We start from the raw sequence: 15719 nt of genomic DNA on the forward strand, positions 1-15719 counted from the left end.
AATTAATTAAGCGGTGAGTTTCAGCAGGGCTTTAGCGACATCACTGGAACTGCCAGGATTTTGCCCGGTAACCAACAAGCCGTCAGTAATGACAAAGGACTGCCAGTCAGCGCCTTTCTCATAAAGGCCGCCCAGCTTCTTGAATTCATCTTCCACCAGAAACGGCACCACATCGGTCAGCTCCACCGCCGCCTCTTCCGAGTTGGAGAACCCGGTGACGCGACGCCCCTTGACCAACGGTTCACCATTGACCGCCTTGACGTGACGCAGCGCGCCCGGTGCGTGGCAGACAAAGCCGATGGGCTTACCAGCACGCTCGAAGGACTCGATCAGCGCGATCGACACCGGCGATTCGGCCAGGTCCCACAACGGGCCGTGGCCGCCTGGGTAGAACACGGTGTCGAAATCGTCGGCGTTGACCGAGTCCAGTTTCACCGTGGTCGCCAGGGCTTGCTGGGCGGCAGGATCGGCGGCAAAGCGCTGAGTCTGTTCGGTCTGGAAATCCGGTTGGTCACTCACCGGGTCCAGCGGCGGCTGGCCGCCGGCCGGTGAAGCCAGGACGATCTCGGCGCCGGCGTCCTTGAACGCGTAGTAGGGTGCGGCAAACTCTTCGAGCCAGAAGCCGGTCTTGCGCCCGGTATCGCCAAGCTGGTCGTGAGAGGTCAGTACCATTAATACTTTCATTTTCCAGTGCCTCGATAGGTGTGAATGTCAGTTTCTTCCGGCTGACCCAACAACTGCCGGGTCAACCCCAACGCCTCATCAAAAGGCGCCGTAGTACGGGTGATCTTGCTCATGACGCTGGTCCCCAACCACAACGCATACAGGCGCTGGGCCAGGCTGTCCGGGTGTTGCGTAATCGCTAACGAGCCGTCTTCGACGCCCTGCTGCAAGGCCTCAGCCAGCAACCCGATGGTGCGTGCAGTGCCACGTTGCAGGGCCAGGCGCATCGGCTCTGAAAGGTCTGACACCTCCGCACCGAGTTTGACGGCAAGGCATTTGCCCGCGTCGGTGCAGCCGGTCTGGTTGTCGATCCAGCATTGCCAATAAGCCATCAACTTGGCGTGCTGGGTTAAACCTGGCTGCTCGAACAGTTTCTGCATACCGTGCACATAGTTGTCGAAGTAGTGGTCGAGCAATACAACGCCAAACGCATCTTTGGAGGTGAAGTAGTGATAAAACGAACCTTTGGGTACGTCGGCGGTTTGCAGTATTTCGTTCAGGCCCACCGCAGAAAATCCTTTGCGGCCAACAATCAATTGCGCCGTATCAAGAATGCTCTGGCGTACCGTTTTAGTTTCGTTGTTCATCGGATTAGACCAGTCGTCTAGTTCGTTGAGGGAATGTTAGGAGCCTGGCCAAACCCGCACAATGTCAGATCCGCAAGGATTTCGGACATCCGCCAAAGTCGGTTGCCGTTTTCCCGGCAGCCGCCGACAATCCCTGCTCCCCCCTCCCGGAGACATGCGATGCACAGCGTTGCGCTGATGGTTTACCCGAACTTCCAGTCCCTGAGCCTCAGCCTGGGCTCGGTGTTCGAGTGCGCGAACCTGCTGCGTGGCGAACCGGCTTATGAGTTTCACTTGGTGTCGGAGAGCGGCGGCGCGGTGATGACGTCCCAGGGCTTTTCGGTGAACACCACGCCGATTCGGCCGGAGGGCTACGACACGCTCATCGTCAGCGGCTACCTGGAGTTCCGCCTGCCGGAGGCCAACCTGCTGGAACTGGTCAAGGCCGCCTCCGCCCAGTCGCGGCGCGTCGCCTCGTTGTGCATGGGCATCTTCGTGCTGGCCGAAGCAGGCTTGCTGGAAGGCAAGCGCACCACCACCCACTGGATTCACGCGCCGGCCTTTCGCAAGCGCTATCCGCACATTCATTTGGAAGAAGACAAGCTGTTCGTGGTGGACGGCCAGGTGTGGACCGGCGCCGGCATGAGTGCCGGGGTGGACCTGGCACTGGCGATGGTGGAAAACGACCTGGGCAGCGATCTGGCACGGCGCATTGCACGAAAACTGGTGATCGCCCAACGCCGGGGCAGTGAACAGTCGCAGTTGTCGGCGCTGTTGGAACTGGACCCCAAGTCGGACCGCGTGCAACTGGCCCTGGCCTATGCCCGCGAGAACCTGACCCACGACTTGTCGGTAGACGCCCTGGCCGATGTCGCCCGCCTCAGCCCGCGCCAGTTCAGTCGGGTATTCCGGGAAGAGACCGGACAAACACCGGCCAAAGCCATCGAGTCGCTGCGGGTAGAAGCGGCACGGGCGATGATGGAAACCAGTCGCCACCCGGTCGAGGTGGTCGCCCGCGAAACCGGGTTTGGTGATCGCGAGCGCATGCGCCAGGCATTTTTAAGGGCGTTCGGGCAGCCGCCGCAGGTGATGCAGCAGGCGTTTAATGCAGCGCCGCCCGCGTAATCAGGTAACTCACCAACTGCGGGTCATCCTCCAGCTCAATCGTTTGCACCGGACGCGGCAGGTTATCCAGCACCGTGCGCCAGAACGCTTGGGACACTTCATCCTGATCATAGAAGCGCACCAGCCAATCGGCCTCGCCGCTGCACAGCACCTGGCTGGCAATGGCGCGGCCGATGCCTTTGCGGCGATAGCGTTTGAGGACGAACAAGTCAGCCAGCTCCAGGGCCTCAATGCCCGGCAGCTCGCTGCCTTCGATCAACAGGAACCCCGCGATATAGCCGTCCACCAACAGCAGGTTGGCGCTCCATTGCGGGTCCTGCCAGTAGCGGACCAGGTGTTCGTCATGGATGTAGAAACGGCCATCGGCCTCGACATCTTCCTGTTCCCAGTCAGAGGATTCATAGGCGTAGTACTGGTAAAGATTGCGGATCAGCTCGGCGTGCTCCGGGCCGGTCTGGATCAATTCGACGGTGACTTCGGGCATGAGACTCTCGGTGAAAAAACACAGGGCGCCATTGTTCACAAAACCGGTGGGCAGGCCAAGAGAGCGGCCAACCTTTCTACTTGCTGAACCGATTGCAAATAGGTGTTGCCTCGACCGAAACCCTGAAACATTTCGAATAGACTCCGCGAAATTGCCGCTCTCTTTCAAGGACACGTATTTTGACAAACGCCTGTACCGCCGGCCTGGACGTGGGTTTTGCCTCCCTGGACTACCTGCAGATCTTCATCCTGGGCGTGATCCAGGGCATTACCGAGCTGCTGCCGGTGTCGTCCACCGCCCATATGCGCGTAGTACCCGCCCTGCTCGGCTGGCAGGACCCCGGTTCAGCATTCTCCGCGGCGATGCAGTTGGCGGCGCTGGCGGCAGTGGTCAGTTACTTCTGGCGAGATGTGCGCCAGGTGACCACCGGCAGCATCGACGCCGTGCGCAGAGGTGACTACAACGATCGCTGGTTCAAGCTGGCGGTGGCGATTGTGCTGGCGACCCTCCCCATCGGCATCGCCGGCCTGGCGCTGTCTTCAACCCTGAACGCCTGCAACTCGCCGTTGCGCGGGTTGATGGTGATCGGTATTTCCTGCGTGGTCATGGCCGTGCTGCTGGCGGTGGCCGAAGTGCGCGCGCGCCACACCCGCGAGGTGAGCGAGATGCGCCTGCGGGATGCGTTGATCGTGGGCGTTGCGCAGATTGGTGCGCTGATTCCAGGGGTTTCGCGTTCCGGTTCCACGTTGACCGCCGCGCTGTTCCTCAACTTCAAGCGTGAGGAAGCCGCACGGTTCTCCTTCCTGCTCGGCTTGCCCGCCATCGCCCTCGCCGGCTTGAAGGAACTGTGGGTGCTGCTGCACGCCGACATGCCCGCCCATGCCTGGCCGCATTTGCTGTTCGGCCTGGTGGTGGCGAGCCTCTCGGCGTTTTTTGCGATCTGGGGCCTGATGAAGTTCCTGGAGCGGTTCTCCACCTGGCCGTTCGTGATCTATCGCGCGTTGCTGGGGGGGTTCCTGATCGTAGCCGTCAGCACCGGCTTACTGTAGGAGCGAGCTTGCTCGCGGAGAACGCACAGGCGCCGCAGCAAACCCGCAAGCCCGCGTTATCGTTGACGACCTTCGCGAGCAAGCTCGCTCCTACAGTTTGCGCTCGGCCAGTTCTTCCAACAGATCGGCCGAAGGCACGAAAAACAGGCCGCCGGTGACCGCCGTGCTGAAATCCAGCAGGCGGTCATAGTTGCCGACCGGACGGCCGACGAACATGTTTTCCAGCATCAATTCCAGAGGCTCCGGCGAACGTGCATAGCCGATAAAGTAGGTGCCGAACTCACCGGCACCGGGGCGGCCGAAAGGCATGTTGTCGCGCAGGATCTTCACTTCATCCCCGTTCTTGTCGGTGATGACTGTCAGCGCACTGTGGGAATTGCTCGGCTTGGTCTCTTCGTCCAATTCGATATCCGACAGCTTGGTCCGCCCGATCACCTTCTCCTGGGCCTCCACCGTCAGGCCGTTCCAGGCTGTCATGTTATGCAGGTACTTCTGCACCAGCACGTAACTGCCGCCGCGAAATTCGCTGTCCTCATCACCGACAATGGTGAACCCTTCGGCCTTGCGCCCCACCGGGTTCTCGGTGCCGTCGACAAAGCCGATGATGCTGCGCATGTCGAAATAGCGGAAACCCTGGACCTCATCCACCACCTTGACGCTGTCGCCCAGGGCCGCCATCACGTGGGTGGCCAGTTCGAAGCACAGGTCCATCTGTTCGGCGCGGATATGCAGCAGGATATCCCCCGGTGTAGACACGGCTTTGCGCCCTTCCACGCCGAATTCACGAAACGGATGCAGCGCCGCCGGGCGCGGTGCGCCGAACAGCCGGTCCCACGCGTGCGAGCCAAACCCGCAGACGCAGGTCAGATTGCCCGCCGGCACGCGCTTGCCCACCGAACGCACCAAGCCGGCGATGTCAGCACACCAGCCCCGCACCGTGTCTTCACTGCCGGGGGCAACGGTGGCAACCATGAAAATCGCGCTGCTGGTGATGGGATGGCAGACGGACTGCGGCTCAAGGGGCGGCTGAACAGAAGATGGCGTCATGGTGAAAGTCCAGGCTAAAGGGCAAGATTGAACCCGCGCAGATTAGCAGATCATGCCTGACAGCTCTCCCACACGTCGCGAATCAGCGCCTGCATCTTCAGCGCTTCGGCCCAGCGATTACTGATCTCACGCCCGTCCGCGTCGGTAATCGCATAGGGCGGCGGGCCCAGTTCACAGGTGAAAGACAGGCTCTGCGGCGTGTCGGGCCGGGCCAGCCAGTCTTCGATCCCGTAGCGCCACCACTGGGTAAAACGCTGTACCCAGGCTTGGTGTTGGGGAAAAGCCATGGAGACTTGCACCTGCTCGCTGCTGGCGACACGGCCGTGGAACCCCCAGCTGTGGCGCAAAATCGTACGGATCTGTTCGTCGTCTTCAGGCGTGCCCGGTTCGGGCAGTTCACGCCCGACCACGTAGTGGGACAGGTCGGCCAGCAGCTTCAAGTCCGGCATCTGCGCCAGCAGGTCGAGGGTGAACAGCAGGTCGTTGGTGAGGCGATAACGGTGGGTTTCCAGCAACACCGGAAAATCCACCTGCTCAGCCAGGCGTTGCCAGCCTTCGATCAACCGGGCCGCCTCGGCTTGGGTGCGCGGGCGTACGTCGGCTTGCAGGGTGAGGTGGTGGCAGCCATAGCGGCTGATCACCTCCAGCGCAGCGGCCAGGTCATCCACCGATTGCGGGAACAATTGGCCCTCGATCTGCAAGCCTCTTGAGCTAGCCGCCGCGTGCAAACGTGCGACGTCGGCAGGTTGCCAGTAATGATCGGTAATGCCGTCAAAACCGGCGGCCTGGATGCGGTCGAGATGGGTGTCGAGGCAGCCGGGTTCGGTCTGCATGGCCCACAGGGATTGGAACACCAGGAATTGGCGCATATCAGCCTCGCAGCAAGAGTTTGAGGGACAGCTCGGGGTTGGCCAGGCTGGCGGTATCGAGCGCAATCCGCGCGCTGATCAGGCGCTCGCAGAGCTTGATGTCCTTGGCCACGCTGTTGCCCGGCGCCCAACCACAGGCGCCTTGCAAGTGCTGATCGCTATCGAGGTAGAACAGCAACAGGCCGCCGCTCGGTAATGGGCGGCTGACCACTGTCGGGGTGATTACGCCCACGGTCTGCAAGCCCCAGTCGTACTGATCGGACCAGAAACCGGGCAGCGCCTCGAACGGCACTTCGCGCCCCAGCAGATTCAGCGCCGCATGCCGTCCCTGGGCTTCGGCATTGCGCCAGGTTTCCTGGCGCTGATAGAGACCGTCGAGGCGAAACTCGCACACATCGCCGGCGGCATAGATGTTCGGCGCGCTGGTGCGCAGGTACGCATCGACACGAATGCCCTGCCCCACCTCCAGCCCTGCTGCTGCCGCCAGTTCGAGATTGGGTTGCATGCCGATGCCGACCACAATCAGGTCGCAGGGCAATCGCTGCCCGTCCACCAACAGCACGGCATCCGCCTGGATGGATTCCAGCGCCACATTCAAACGCACCTGCACACCGTGCTCGCGATGCAGATCCAGCAACGCCTGGGAGATAACCGCTGGCAGCACACGCCCCGCCAGGCGCGGCCCGGCTTCCAGCACCGTCACCTCACAGCCCAGGCCACGTGCGGTCGCCGCCACTTCCAGGCCGATAAAACCACCGCCCACCACCACCAGCCGTGTGCCGGGGCGTAAGGCGCTGCGCAACGCCAGCGCTTCATCATGGGTACGCAGGTAAAGCACATTGGCCTGCGCCTGGGGCAATCGCCGCGCCCGGCCGCCGGTGGCCAATAGCAGACCGGCGTAAGGCAACCATTGTCCGTCGGCGAGTTGCAGGCGATGTTGCTGCGGTTCCAGATGAGTCACCGGGTTACCGGCGATGTGTTCGATACCCAGTCCGGCCAGTCGCGCACTGTCGCATAGGCTGTATCCGGCCAGATCCGCCGTGCCTTGCAACAGGCCTTTGGACAACGGCGGCCGCTCATAGGGCAAGTGCACTTCATCACCAATCAGGATCAGGCGGCCGGTATAACCTTCTTCGCGCAGGGTCAGCGCCGCCCGGCCACCGGCATGACCGGCCCCGACGATAATCAACGGAGCGTTCATCATCAGGCCGTGACAGCGAGCAACACCCGCCCCGCTTCGACCCGCACCGGGTAGGTCTTGAGGTTGACGCACACCGGCGCGCCGAGGGCCTTGCCCGTACGATAATCGAAGCGTCCGTTGTGCTTGGGACACTCGATCACGTGGTCCATCACCAAGCCGTCGGCCAGGTGGATTTTCTCGTGGGTGCACAGGCCGGCGGTGGCGAAGAATTCATTCTCGGCCGAGCGGTACAGCGCGTAGGTGTGCGGGCCGTGGTCGAAGCGCAGCACGTCTTCTTCGTCGATTTCGCCCACGGCGCAGACGTCGATCCATTGATCGTTCATGGTGTTTTCTCTTGTTCTAGGGGGGGATTCAGCCAGCAGCCGTTTCTGCATGCACCGGGGCATGGGCAGCCGGATCGGCTTTTTTGTGGATCGGGCGCTGGATGAAGTAGGTCGAATCGCTGCGCTGCCTCCAGATCGTCGGCAGGATTTCTTTGTACGCCTCGAACAGGTTGGCGTACGGCGGCGGGCAATCACTTCGAATCTCTTCGTGCAGTTGCGCGAGGGCGTGGTACGGCACCATCGGGTACATGTGGTGTTCGAGGTGGTAGTTCATGTCCATGTAGATAAAGCGCAGCACGCGGTTCATGTAGATGGTGCGGCAGTTGCTGCGGTGGTCCAGCACGTCTTCGGCCAGGCCGACGTGCTGGGTAAGGCCGAAGATATAGCCGAGCCAGGCACCATAGAGGCTCGGCAGACCAATCAGCATCAGCGGCAGCCAGCTGTGCAGGTACAACGCGGTGCCAATCACCAGGGCATAAATGCCGACCCAGATCCGAGCTGCGCGAAACACCTTGGGCCATTCGGATTCGGGGATGAAGTCGGCTTCCTGGGCGCTAATCTTGCCAATGGCATGCCGCGCCACACCGCTGAAGGTTTTCCAGGCCAGGGGCAGGTTGAACAGGCTCAAGAACATCATCAAAAAGCTTGGCGGGCGCGGCTCGACGATCTCCGGGTCGCGGCCGACCACGATGGTGTCGGTGTGGTGACGGGCATGGCTCCAGCGCCACACGTGGGGTTCAAAAATGCACATGAAGCTGGCGACCTGATACAGCCCGTCGTTCATCCAGCGGGTCTTGAACGCGGTGCCATGACCTGTTTCGTGCCAACGCGGATTGGATGCAGTGCCGTAGAGCACGCCATAGGCGAGGAAAAACGGCACACAGGCCCAAGTGCCCCAGAACCAGTAGCCACCAAAACCGGTGGCAAACAGCGCGATCACCCAGATGGCCGTGTCGAGCAAGGCCGGGCCGTCGCGGCGCTGCATCAGTTCTTTCATGCGTTTGCGCGAGATGGGCGACTGGTACCAACTGGCCGAGACCAGGCCCCTTTCAGCCGCGCGGGCGGCTTCGGGGCCGGTGAGGCTGTAATCGCGCCGGGCGGTGTGAGCGGTGTGTTCAGGCATTGTTATTGTTCTCCGCAAGCGGGTGGTTTCAGGTGCTGTGTGAAACCCACCTTAGAGAACCAATCTTTCACCCTCAATGCCTTGAATCCATTCCCTATCAAGCTATCATCCAGGCCCAGCGGGGCTTGATAGTTTTCTATCAAGACGCTCAAGGGGCCTGTCATGAACAACAATAAACGCCCAACCATCGCCACCGTCGCCGCCCAGGCGGGGCTCAGCGTGGCCACCGTCGACCGCGTGTTGAACGCACGTGCGCCGGTCAATCCCGAGACCGCCGAGCAGGTGTTCCAGGCGGCCGAAGCCGTGGGGTATTTCGCGGCGCGGTTGATCGGCCAGCGCATTCGCGAACGCCGGCCGACCTATCGTTTCGGCATCCTGTTGCTGGCCACCGCCCAGGCGTTCTATGCCAGCCTGGCGCAAGCCATCAACGCCGCCGCCGAACAGCATGCCGGCGCCAACCTGACGTGCCAGTTCGAGTACATCGTCGATCGCACGCCCGCCGCCATCGTCGCGCAAATTGAACAACTGGCCGTGCAATGCGATGGCCTTGCGGTGGTGAGCTTTGCCCATCCGCTGATCAACGCCTGCCTCAAGCAGATCCGCGAAGCCGGTGTGCCCGTGGTGGCCCTGCTCTCGGATATCCACGAACAGGCCGAAGAACCCTACGTGGGCCAGGACAACCATGTGGTCGGCCGCACCATGGGCTGGCTGCTCGCCCGCACCTGCGGCGCCCGCAAAGGCAGCGTGGGCATCCTGCTCGGCGGCCACCGTTTCCTCGGCCACCAGGCACGGGTCGAAGGCCTGCACAGCTACCTGGCCGAGCACGCGCCGGGGCTCAAACCGTTGGAACCGCTGATCAACCTGGACAACTGCGACATCACCGAAGAAGCCACCCTCGACCTGATCAGCCGCCACAGCGACCTGCGCGGATTATGCGTGGTGGGCGGCGGCGGTGACGGCATCATCAGCGCCTTGGCGCAGTTGCCCAAGCGGCCGGCGTTGTGTTGCATCCTGCAGGAGTCGACCGCGCTATCACGTCAGGCGCTGGGCCAGGGGTTGATCGATGTGGTGATGGATTCGCAGCCGGGGCAGACAGCGACGGCGTTGGTGCGGCTGATGGTGGAGTTGCAGAGTGCAGAGGGGTTCGATCCTGTGCGGCAGCGGGTGTATGTGCCGCCGCAGATTGTGACGTCCGAGAATAGGGGCAACTGAACGTGCCGCCTTCTTTTGTGGCGAGCGGGCTTGCCCCGCGCTGGGGCGCGAAGCGGCCCTAAAACCAGGCGCCTCGGTTTATCTGAACAAATGCGGTGGTCTTATTGGGGCCGCTTCGCAGCCCAACGCGGGACAAGCCCGCTCGCCACAATAAGCCCGCTCGCCACAGGGGGTTCTTGGCTCTCAGTTGCGACGGAAATCCCCGGCATTCAGGCCAAACCGACTCATCTTGTTGTACAGCCCACCCCGCGACACGTTGAGCTGCCGCGCAGCCAGACGGATGTTACCGCCGGTGCTGTTGAGCGCGGCGACGATGGCGTGCATTTCGTGGCTGCTCAGGTCCTGGGCAGGCGGCGCTTCGTGGGCGCGCAGCGGGGTGCGTTGGCGGCTTTCCAAAGGCAGATCCACCGGTTCGATCAGCTCTCCCATCGCCAGGTTGGTCGCCCGTTCGATGCTGTTCTCCAGCTCGCGCACATTGCCCGGCCAGCCATAGGCTGACAGCAGCGCCATCGCCTCCGGCGAAAAGCCCTGCACCGATTTACGCAACGAGCGCGCGCAGCGGGCGAGAAAATGCCGCGCCAGCAGCGCAATGTCTTCACGGCGCATGCGCAGCGGTGGCACGGTCAGGTTCAGCACGTTGAGGCGGTAGTAGAGGTCTTCACGAAACGCGCCTTCCGCGACCGCCTGGCTGAGGTTGCGGTGGGTGGCGGCGATGATGCGCACGTTCACTTGCCGCGAGTTTTTCGCGCCCACCCGAGTGATTTCACCCTCCTGCAACACCCGCAGCAGGCTGACCTGGGCATCGAAGGACATGTCGCCAATCTCATCGAGAAAGATGGTGCCGCCATCCGCCAGTTCGAACTTGCCCGCCGAGCCGCCACGGCTGGCGCCGGTGAACGCGCCTTCGACGTGGCCGAACAGCTCGCTTTGCACCAGGTCCCGTGGAATCGCACCGCAGTTGACCGCCACAAACGGGCCGTTGCAGCGCTCGCTGCCATTGTGGATGGCCTGGGCGAACAGCTCCTTGCCGGTGCCGCTTTCGCCAAGGATCAGGGTGGTGGAATCGCTGCGGCTGGCGATGCGCCCCAAATGCAGCGCGTCCTGGATCGCTCGCGAGCTGCCCTGGATGGTGTCGAAGGTGTAGCTGGCCTGGGTGCCGATGAGTCGCCGGGTGATTTCGCGGATACGGCGGTTCTCGCGCAGTGACACGATCACCCCGCCCTGCTCCAGCGGGCACACCGAGACCAGGCAGGCGAGTTGGCTGCGGTTGTGCAGGTGGAAGGTGCAGTCGAGGTCGCGCACGGGTTCGCCAAGGACGTCGTTCAGTTCGCTACGGCCCAGTTGCTGGAAAGGCCGCCCGATCAGCTCCAGCCCGACGCCAAACAGCTGCCTGGCATAGCGGTTGAGCGCCTTGATGCAGCCGCGTTCGTCGAGCACCACCAGGCCTTCGTTGAGCACTTCGAGGACAGTCTGCTGTTCTTCCAGCAGCCCTTGCAGGGCCATCTGCCGCGATACCGCGTCGGCCGCAGCCTGCACCGTGCCGAGGGTATGGAAGTGAAACCAGCCGGGCTCGGCGGTCAGCGTCAGCATGGCCACGGTCTGGCCCTGGGCATTCTTGATCGGCGCGGCGGCGCAATGCATGCGGCGCTGGCGCAGGCCGACGCCGAAGTTTTCCTCGGCCAACACGTACACCAGGCGATCCTCGGCCAGCGCCAGGCCGGTGCAGTTGGTGCCTTGCACCGATTCCAGCAGGCGACTGCCCACCGGAGTGATGTCCAGCCCACAGAAATACAGGGTAGTACCGTCGACATCGGTGAGGTTGATATGGCCGCGCGGGTTGTAGGCCAGCAAGCCATGCATGACCTGCGCGGCGGCCTCGATCAGCACCCGGTGTGCGGCCTGGGTGGCCGCCAGCGTGTCGGCGGCAACGAAGCGGTACGCGTTGTCGGCCGGGTCGATACCGGCCTGGACGCTGCGCCGCCAAGAATCCCAGATCACTTGACGCACGTGCATCGGGCGTTCGATCTGGCCGGCCAGGCAGTCGCGCCAGGCCTGTTCCAGTGCGGCAACCGGGCCATCATTCAGCGCGGCAGGCCCCAGGGCCGTGAGGTAGTCGAGGTCTTGCACGCTGAACGCCATGCTCATTGGGCGGTATCCATGTTCATGTTTTTGACATGTCAGTATAGGCATGTCATCAAAATGAACACTTTTTGTTTATAGATAATTATTAATCGTTATTTATCAACACGTTAATAAATGGCACAAGCCTTGCTCTTACCCCTTTGCCATCAGGACCGTCCTGCGGCCAATAACAACAAGGGGTTATTTCATGAGTACACAGAACATCCGCCTGGGCTTGATCGGTGCCGGCCGCATGGGCAGCTTCCACGGCCTGACCGCCGCGCGGCATATCCCCGGTGCCAGCCTGGCAGCGATTGCCGACCCGACGCCAGGCCAGGCCGCCCGCCTCGCCGCTGAACTGGGCGTGAGCAAGGTCTACACCGACCCGCAGCAGTTGCTCGACGACCCGGACATCGACGGCGTGCTGATCGCCGCCCCCGCCCGCAGCCACGCAGAGCTGGTGATCAGCGCCGCCCGCGCCGGCAAGGGCATCTTCTGCGAAAAACCCATGGCCATCACCCTCGATGAAGCCGACCGCGCCATCGCCGCTGCGGCCGAAGCGCGGGTGCCGCTGCAAGTCGGGTTCAACCGGCGCTTCGCCAAGAGCTTTCGCACCGCGCACCTCGACGTCGCCGCCGGCCGCATCGGCACCCCGCAGTTGCTGCGCTCGCTGACCCGCGACCCGGCACTGAACAACCCGGCCAAGTCGCCGCAATGGGTGATCTTCCTGGAAACCCTGATCCACGACTTCGACACCCTGCGCTACCTCAACCCTGGCGCCGAGGCGGTGCAGGTCTACGTGATGGCCGACGCTTTGATCGCCCCGGAATACAAAAGCAAAGGTTTCCTCGACACCGCCGTGGTCACGATCCGCTTCGACAACGGCGCCATTGCCACTGCCGAGGCCAACTTCCAGGCCGTGTACGGCTACGACGTGCGCGGCGAAGTGTTTGGCAGCGCCGGCATGCTGAGCATGGGCAGCCTCAACGATTGCGACCTGGTGCGCTACCTGGCCCAAGGCATCCAGGCCGACACCCAGCGCCTGGACACCGACCTGTTGCGCGACGCCTACATCGCCGAACTCAACCACTTCGTCGACTGCCTGCGCAGCGGCGCCAAGCCCCTGGCCAGCGGTGAAGACGCGCGCGCGGCATTGGCGATTGCCCGCGCCTGCATCGAGTCGTTCGAAACCGGCAAGGCGGTGGCCGTATGAGCCCCTTCAAGCTGGCCGTCAGCGCGGAGATGGTGTTTCTCGACCTGCCTTTCATCGAACGCGTGGAGCGCATTCATGCGCTGGGCTTCAGTGCCGAAATCTGGAACTGGACAAACAAGGACATCGCCGCCCTGGCTGCTACCGGCGCCGAGTTCACCTCCATGACCGGCTACATCAGCGGTACCCTCACCGACCCCGGCGGTATCCGCCAACTGCTCGACAGCGCCCGCGAATCCTTAGGGGTCGCCGAACGACTGAATTGCCCCAGCCTCAACCTGCACGGCACCGGCCTGGGTGACGGCGGCCTGCCCGTACAACCGGTGAGCCAGACCACCGGACGCATGTGGCTGAGCGCCTGCAAGACCCTGGAAAAAATCGCCCGCTTGGGGGAAGACGCCGGCCGTGTGTTCCTGCTGGAAAACCTCAACACAGAAGTTGACCACCCGGGCACACCCTTCGCCCGCGCCGACGACACCCTGGCGCTGATCGAGGCCGTGGGCAGCCCGCACCTGAAGATGAATTTGGACCTGTACCACGCGCAGGTCGGCGAAGGGAATTTGATCGAACTGATCCAGCGCGCCGGCACACATATCGGTGAAATCCAAGTGGCCGACGTGCCGGGCCGCAAGGAGCCCGGCACCGGTGAAATTCACTACCCGGCCATCGCCAGGGCCTTGCACGCCATGGGCTACAGCGGCGTGGTCGGCCTGGAAAGCTGGGCCAGCGGCGACAGCGAGTTGGCTTTGGCGCGTTTCCGCCAGGCGTTCACCCTATAACAATAAAAGGATCACCCTTATGAATCGCTATTCGTTGTTTGCTGCCACCTTGTTGCTGCTGTTCAGCCAATGGACCTTCGCCGCCTATCGCATCGGTGTGAGCATTGCCCGGGTCGACGACAACTTCATGACCTACGTGCGCACCGGCCTGGAAGCGGCCGCCCAGCAGCAGGATGTGCAGATCCAGTTCGAAGACGCCCAGGGCGACGTGGTGCGCCAGCTTAATCAGGTCGAGGGCTTCCTCAACCAGAAGGTCGACGCAGTGATCGTGCTGCCGGTGGACACCGCCGCCACCGCCAACATGACCCGTGCCGCCGTGGCGGCCAAGACGCCGCTGGTGTACGTCAACCGCCACCCGGACGAACGCACCCTGCCCAAGGGCGTGGTCACCGTGGCCTCCAACGACATTGAGGCCGGTCAATTGCAGATGCGCTACCTGGCGGAAAAACTCGGCGGCAAGGGCAATGTCGCGATCATCATGGGCGACCTTGCACAGAACGCCACCCATGACCGTACCGAGGGCGCGAAACAGGTGCTCAAGGACTTTCCCGGTATCAAGGTGGTCGAGCAGCAAAGCGCCGAATGGCAACGCAGCAAGGGCATGGACCTGACCAGCAACTGGCTGCTGGCGGGCACGCAGTTCGATGCCATCGTGGCCAATAACGATGAAATGGCGATTGGCGCGGCCATGGCCTTGCAGCAGGCGGGGAAAGCCAAGGGTGACGTGGCGATTGTGGGTATCGATGGCTTGCCCGATGGGCTGGCGGCGATCAAACGGGGGTTGCTGACGGCGTCGGTGTTCCAGGACCCGAAAGCCCAGGCGACCCAGGCAGTGCAGGCAGCGGTGCGGATGATCAAGGGCGAGTCGATTGCGCCGGAGGTGTGGGTGCCGTTTGAATTGATCAAGCCGGAGCAGGTGGCGGTGTTTGAGCAGCGCTACAAATAACTTCCGCCACCCACGCAAACTGTAGGAGCCGGCTTGCCGGCGATAGCGTTTATGAGGACGCCATCGCCGGCAAGCCGGCTCCTACAGGTGTTAATCCAGGTCGCTGGCGTTATGCCGCTCGGCCAATTGCTCATGGGGCTCACCGGACACCCGATTCACCCGCCGCCCGCGCTGCACCGCTGGCCGCGCTTCGATGGCGTCTGCCCAGCGCAACACGTGCGTGTACTCATGCACCGACAAGAACTGCGCCGCGCCATACAAGCGGCCTTTGACCAACCCGCCATACCACGGCCAGATGGCAATATCGGCGATGGTGTATTGATCACCCGCAATGTATTCGCTCACCGCCAGGCGCTGGTCGAGTACGTCTAGCTGACGTTTGGTTTCCATGGCGAACCGGTTGATTGCGTACTCCATCTTGCTCGGCGCATAGGCATAAAAATGCCCGAAACCACCGCCCAGGTACGGCGCGCTGCCCATCTGCCAGAACAGCCACGACAGGCATTCGGCACGGGCCGCAGGCTCGGTGGGGAAGAACGCGCCGAACTTCTCGGCCAGGTACTGCAGGATCGCGCCCGACTCGAACACCCGAATCGGCGTGGCGCCGCTGCGGTCCAGCAGAGCCGGGATCTTCGAGTTGGGGTTCACCCCCACAAAGCCGCTGCCGAACTGGTCGCCGTCGCCGATCTTGATCAGCCAGGCGTCATATTCCGCACCACTGTGCCCCAGGGCCAGCAGCTCCTCCAGCAGGATCGTGACTTTCTGGCCATTAGGCGTGGCCAGGGAATACAGCTGCAGCGGGTGCTTGCCTACCGGCAGTTCCTTGTCATGGGTCGCGCCGGCAATCGGGCGATTGATGCTGGCGAAGGTGCCGCCATTTTCGGTGTCCCAGGTCCACACGTTCGGGGGTACATAATCGGTCATGCTGACGGCTCCAGAGG

At 62.8% G+C, this 15719-nt stretch carries 16 protein-coding genes; 6 read left to right on the forward strand and 10 right to left on the reverse strand.

Annotation, left to right across the window (positions count from 1 at the left end; genetic code table 11):
- Positions 1-6 precede the first annotated feature (6 nt).
- Both CI807_RS24990 and CI807_RS24995 read right to left on the reverse strand, forming a co-directional pair.
- On the reverse strand, positions 7-684 hold the full coding sequence (locus CI807_RS24990; RefSeq protein WP_016980125.1) for a type 1 glutamine amidotransferase domain-containing protein: 678 nt from the start codon (positions 682-684) through the stop codon (positions 7-9).
- Complete coding sequence (locus CI807_RS24995) at positions 681-1310, reverse strand: TetR/AcrR family transcriptional regulator (RefSeq protein ID WP_095016663.1); 630 nt, start codon at positions 1308-1310, stop codon at positions 681-683. The genes CI807_RS24990 and CI807_RS24995 overlap by 4 nt, the downstream gene beginning before the upstream one ends.
- A 159-nt stretch (positions 1311-1469) precedes the next feature.
- Here CI807_RS24995 and CI807_RS25000 point away from each other — a divergent pair, with 159 nt between their 5' ends.
- Positions 1470-2414, forward strand: coding sequence for a GlxA family transcriptional regulator (locus tag CI807_RS25000; RefSeq protein ID WP_016980127.1), 945 nt, complete (start codon positions 1470-1472; stop codon positions 2412-2414).
- Here CI807_RS25000 and CI807_RS25005 read toward each other — a convergent pair.
- On the reverse strand, positions 2392-2898 hold the full coding sequence (locus CI807_RS25005; protein ID WP_095016664.1) for a GNAT family N-acetyltransferase: 507 nt from the start codon (positions 2896-2898) through the stop codon (positions 2392-2394). The two genes, CI807_RS25000 and CI807_RS25005, sit on opposite strands and share 23 nt — an antisense overlap.
- 179 nt (positions 2899-3077) lie before the next feature.
- Here CI807_RS25005 and CI807_RS25010 point away from each other — a divergent pair, with 179 nt between their 5' ends.
- A complete protein-coding gene (locus tag CI807_RS25010) occupies positions 3078-3947 on the forward strand; it encodes an undecaprenyl-diphosphate phosphatase (RefSeq protein WP_095016665.1) in 870 nt (289 codons plus the stop codon).
- A 90-nt stretch (positions 3948-4037) separates the two neighbouring features.
- Here CI807_RS25010 and CI807_RS25015 read toward each other — a convergent pair whose 3' ends face one another.
- From CI807_RS25015 to CI807_RS25035, 5 genes are read right to left on the reverse strand one after another with little or no spacing between them, the layout of a single operon-like run.
- On the reverse strand, positions 4038-4994 hold the full coding sequence (locus tag CI807_RS25015) for a Dyp-type peroxidase (RefSeq protein WP_095016666.1): 957 nt from the start codon (positions 4992-4994) through the stop codon (positions 4038-4040).
- Positions 4995-5044: 50 nt separating this feature from the next.
- A complete protein-coding gene (locus CI807_RS25020) occupies positions 5045-5863 on the reverse strand; it encodes a sugar phosphate isomerase/epimerase (protein ID WP_095016667.1) in 819 nt (272 codons plus the stop codon).
- Between the two features lies 1 nt (position 5864).
- Positions 5865-7064, reverse strand: coding sequence for an NAD(P)/FAD-dependent oxidoreductase (locus CI807_RS25025; protein ID WP_095016668.1), 1200 nt, complete (start codon positions 7062-7064; stop codon positions 5865-5867).
- A 2-nt stretch (positions 7065-7066) separates the two neighbouring features.
- Positions 7067-7387 (reverse strand): MocE family 2Fe-2S type ferredoxin, encoded by a 321-nt coding sequence (locus CI807_RS25030; RefSeq protein ID WP_028619741.1) that lies wholly within the window; start codon positions 7385-7387, stop codon positions 7067-7069.
- Between the two features lie 28 nt (positions 7388-7415).
- Complete coding sequence (locus CI807_RS25035; RefSeq protein WP_095016669.1) at positions 7416-8510, reverse strand: fatty acid desaturase family protein; 1095 nt, start codon at positions 8508-8510, stop codon at positions 7416-7418.
- 162 nt (positions 8511-8672) lie between these two features.
- Here CI807_RS25035 and CI807_RS25040 point away from each other — a divergent pair, with 162 nt between their 5' ends.
- Positions 8673-9722, forward strand: a complete 1050-nt coding sequence (locus CI807_RS25040) for a LacI family DNA-binding transcriptional regulator (RefSeq protein ID WP_095016670.1) — start codon at positions 8673-8675, stop codon at positions 9720-9722.
- Positions 9723-9905: 183 nt separating this feature from the next.
- On the opposite strand, the gene CI807_RS25045 is transcribed toward CI807_RS25040, so the two are convergent.
- Complete coding sequence (locus CI807_RS25045) at positions 9906-11867, reverse strand: sigma-54-dependent Fis family transcriptional regulator (protein ID WP_095016671.1); 1962 nt, start codon at positions 11865-11867, stop codon at positions 9906-9908.
- Between the two features lie 184 nt (positions 11868-12051).
- On the opposite strand from CI807_RS25045, the gene CI807_RS25050 reads away from it, so the two are divergent.
- From CI807_RS25050 to CI807_RS25060, 3 genes are read left to right on the forward strand one after another with little or no spacing between them, the layout of a single operon-like run.
- Positions 12052-13056: a Gfo/Idh/MocA family oxidoreductase gene (locus tag CI807_RS25050; protein ID WP_095016672.1), complete on the forward strand. Its 1005-nt coding sequence runs from the start codon at positions 12052-12054 to the stop codon at positions 13054-13056.
- Positions 13053-13832: a TIM barrel protein gene (locus tag CI807_RS25055; protein ID WP_095016673.1), complete on the forward strand. Its 780-nt coding sequence runs from the start codon at positions 13053-13055 to the stop codon at positions 13830-13832. Before CI807_RS25050 ends, CI807_RS25055 begins: the two co-directional genes overlap by 4 nt.
- A gap of 19 nt (positions 13833-13851) precedes the next feature.
- On the forward strand, positions 13852-14778 hold the full coding sequence (locus CI807_RS25060) for a sugar ABC transporter substrate-binding protein (RefSeq protein ID WP_095016674.1): 927 nt from the start codon (positions 13852-13854) through the stop codon (positions 14776-14778).
- Positions 14779-14868: 90 nt separating this feature from the next.
- On the opposite strand, the gene yghU is transcribed toward CI807_RS25060, so the two are convergent.
- Positions 14869-15702, reverse strand: coding sequence for a glutathione-dependent disulfide-bond oxidoreductase (gene yghU, locus CI807_RS25065; RefSeq protein ID WP_095016675.1), 834 nt, complete (start codon positions 15700-15702; stop codon positions 14869-14871).
- Positions 15703-15719 lie beyond the last annotated feature (17 nt).

Origin of the sequence: Pseudomonas sp. NS1(2017) (assembly GCF_002269425.1) — a bacterium.
GTDB classification, from domain to species: Bacteria; Pseudomonadota; Gammaproteobacteria; order Pseudomonadales; family Pseudomonadaceae; genus Aquipseudomonas; species Aquipseudomonas reactans.

Excerpts from the sequence above, each read along its gene's own strand:
- CI807_RS25030 (WP_028619741.1), bottom strand. The coding sequence starts at position 7,387 with ATGAACGATCAATGGATCGACGTCTGCGCCGTGGGCGAAATCGACGAA.
- CI807_RS25015 (WP_095016666.1), bottom strand. The coding sequence starts at position 4,994 with ATGACGCCATCTTCTGTTCAGCCGCCCCTTGAGCCGCAGTCCGTCTGC.
- CI807_RS25005 (WP_095016664.1), bottom strand. The coding sequence starts at position 2,898 with ATGCCCGAAGTCACCGTCGAATTGATCCAGACCGGCCCGGAGCACGCC.
- CI807_RS25060 (WP_095016674.1), top strand. The coding sequence starts at position 13,852 with ATGAATCGCTATTCGTTGTTTGCTGCCACCTTGTTGCTGCTGTTCAGC.
- yghU (WP_095016675.1), bottom strand. The coding sequence starts at position 15,702 with ATGACCGATTATGTACCCCCGAACGTGTGGACCTGGGACACCGAAAAT.
- CI807_RS25050 (WP_095016672.1), top strand. The coding sequence starts at position 12,052 with ATGAGTACACAGAACATCCGCCTGGGCTTGATCGGTGCCGGCCGCATG.
- CI807_RS24990 (WP_016980125.1), bottom strand. The coding sequence starts at position 684 with ATGAAAGTATTAATGGTACTGACCTCTCACGACCAGCTTGGCGATACC.
- CI807_RS25020 (WP_095016667.1), bottom strand. The coding sequence starts at position 5,863 with ATGCGCCAATTCCTGGTGTTCCAATCCCTGTGGGCCATGCAGACCGAA.
- CI807_RS25035 (WP_095016669.1), bottom strand. The coding sequence starts at position 8,510 with ATGCCTGAACACACCGCTCACACCGCCCGGCGCGATTACAGCCTCACC.
- CI807_RS25045 (WP_095016671.1), bottom strand. The coding sequence starts at position 11,867 with ATGAGCATGGCGTTCAGCGTGCAAGACCTCGACTACCTCACGGCCCTG.
- CI807_RS24995 (WP_095016663.1), bottom strand. The coding sequence starts at position 1,310 with ATGAACAACGAAACTAAAACGGTACGCCAGAGCATTCTTGATACGGCG.
- CI807_RS25025 (WP_095016668.1), bottom strand. The coding sequence starts at position 7,064 with ATGAACGCTCCGTTGATTATCGTCGGGGCCGGTCATGCCGGTGGCCGG.
- CI807_RS25040 (WP_095016670.1), top strand. The coding sequence starts at position 8,673 with ATGAACAACAATAAACGCCCAACCATCGCCACCGTCGCCGCCCAGGCG.
- CI807_RS25000 (WP_016980127.1), top strand. The coding sequence starts at position 1,470 with ATGCACAGCGTTGCGCTGATGGTTTACCCGAACTTCCAGTCCCTGAGC.
- CI807_RS25055 (WP_095016673.1), top strand. The coding sequence starts at position 13,053 with ATGAGCCCCTTCAAGCTGGCCGTCAGCGCGGAGATGGTGTTTCTCGAC.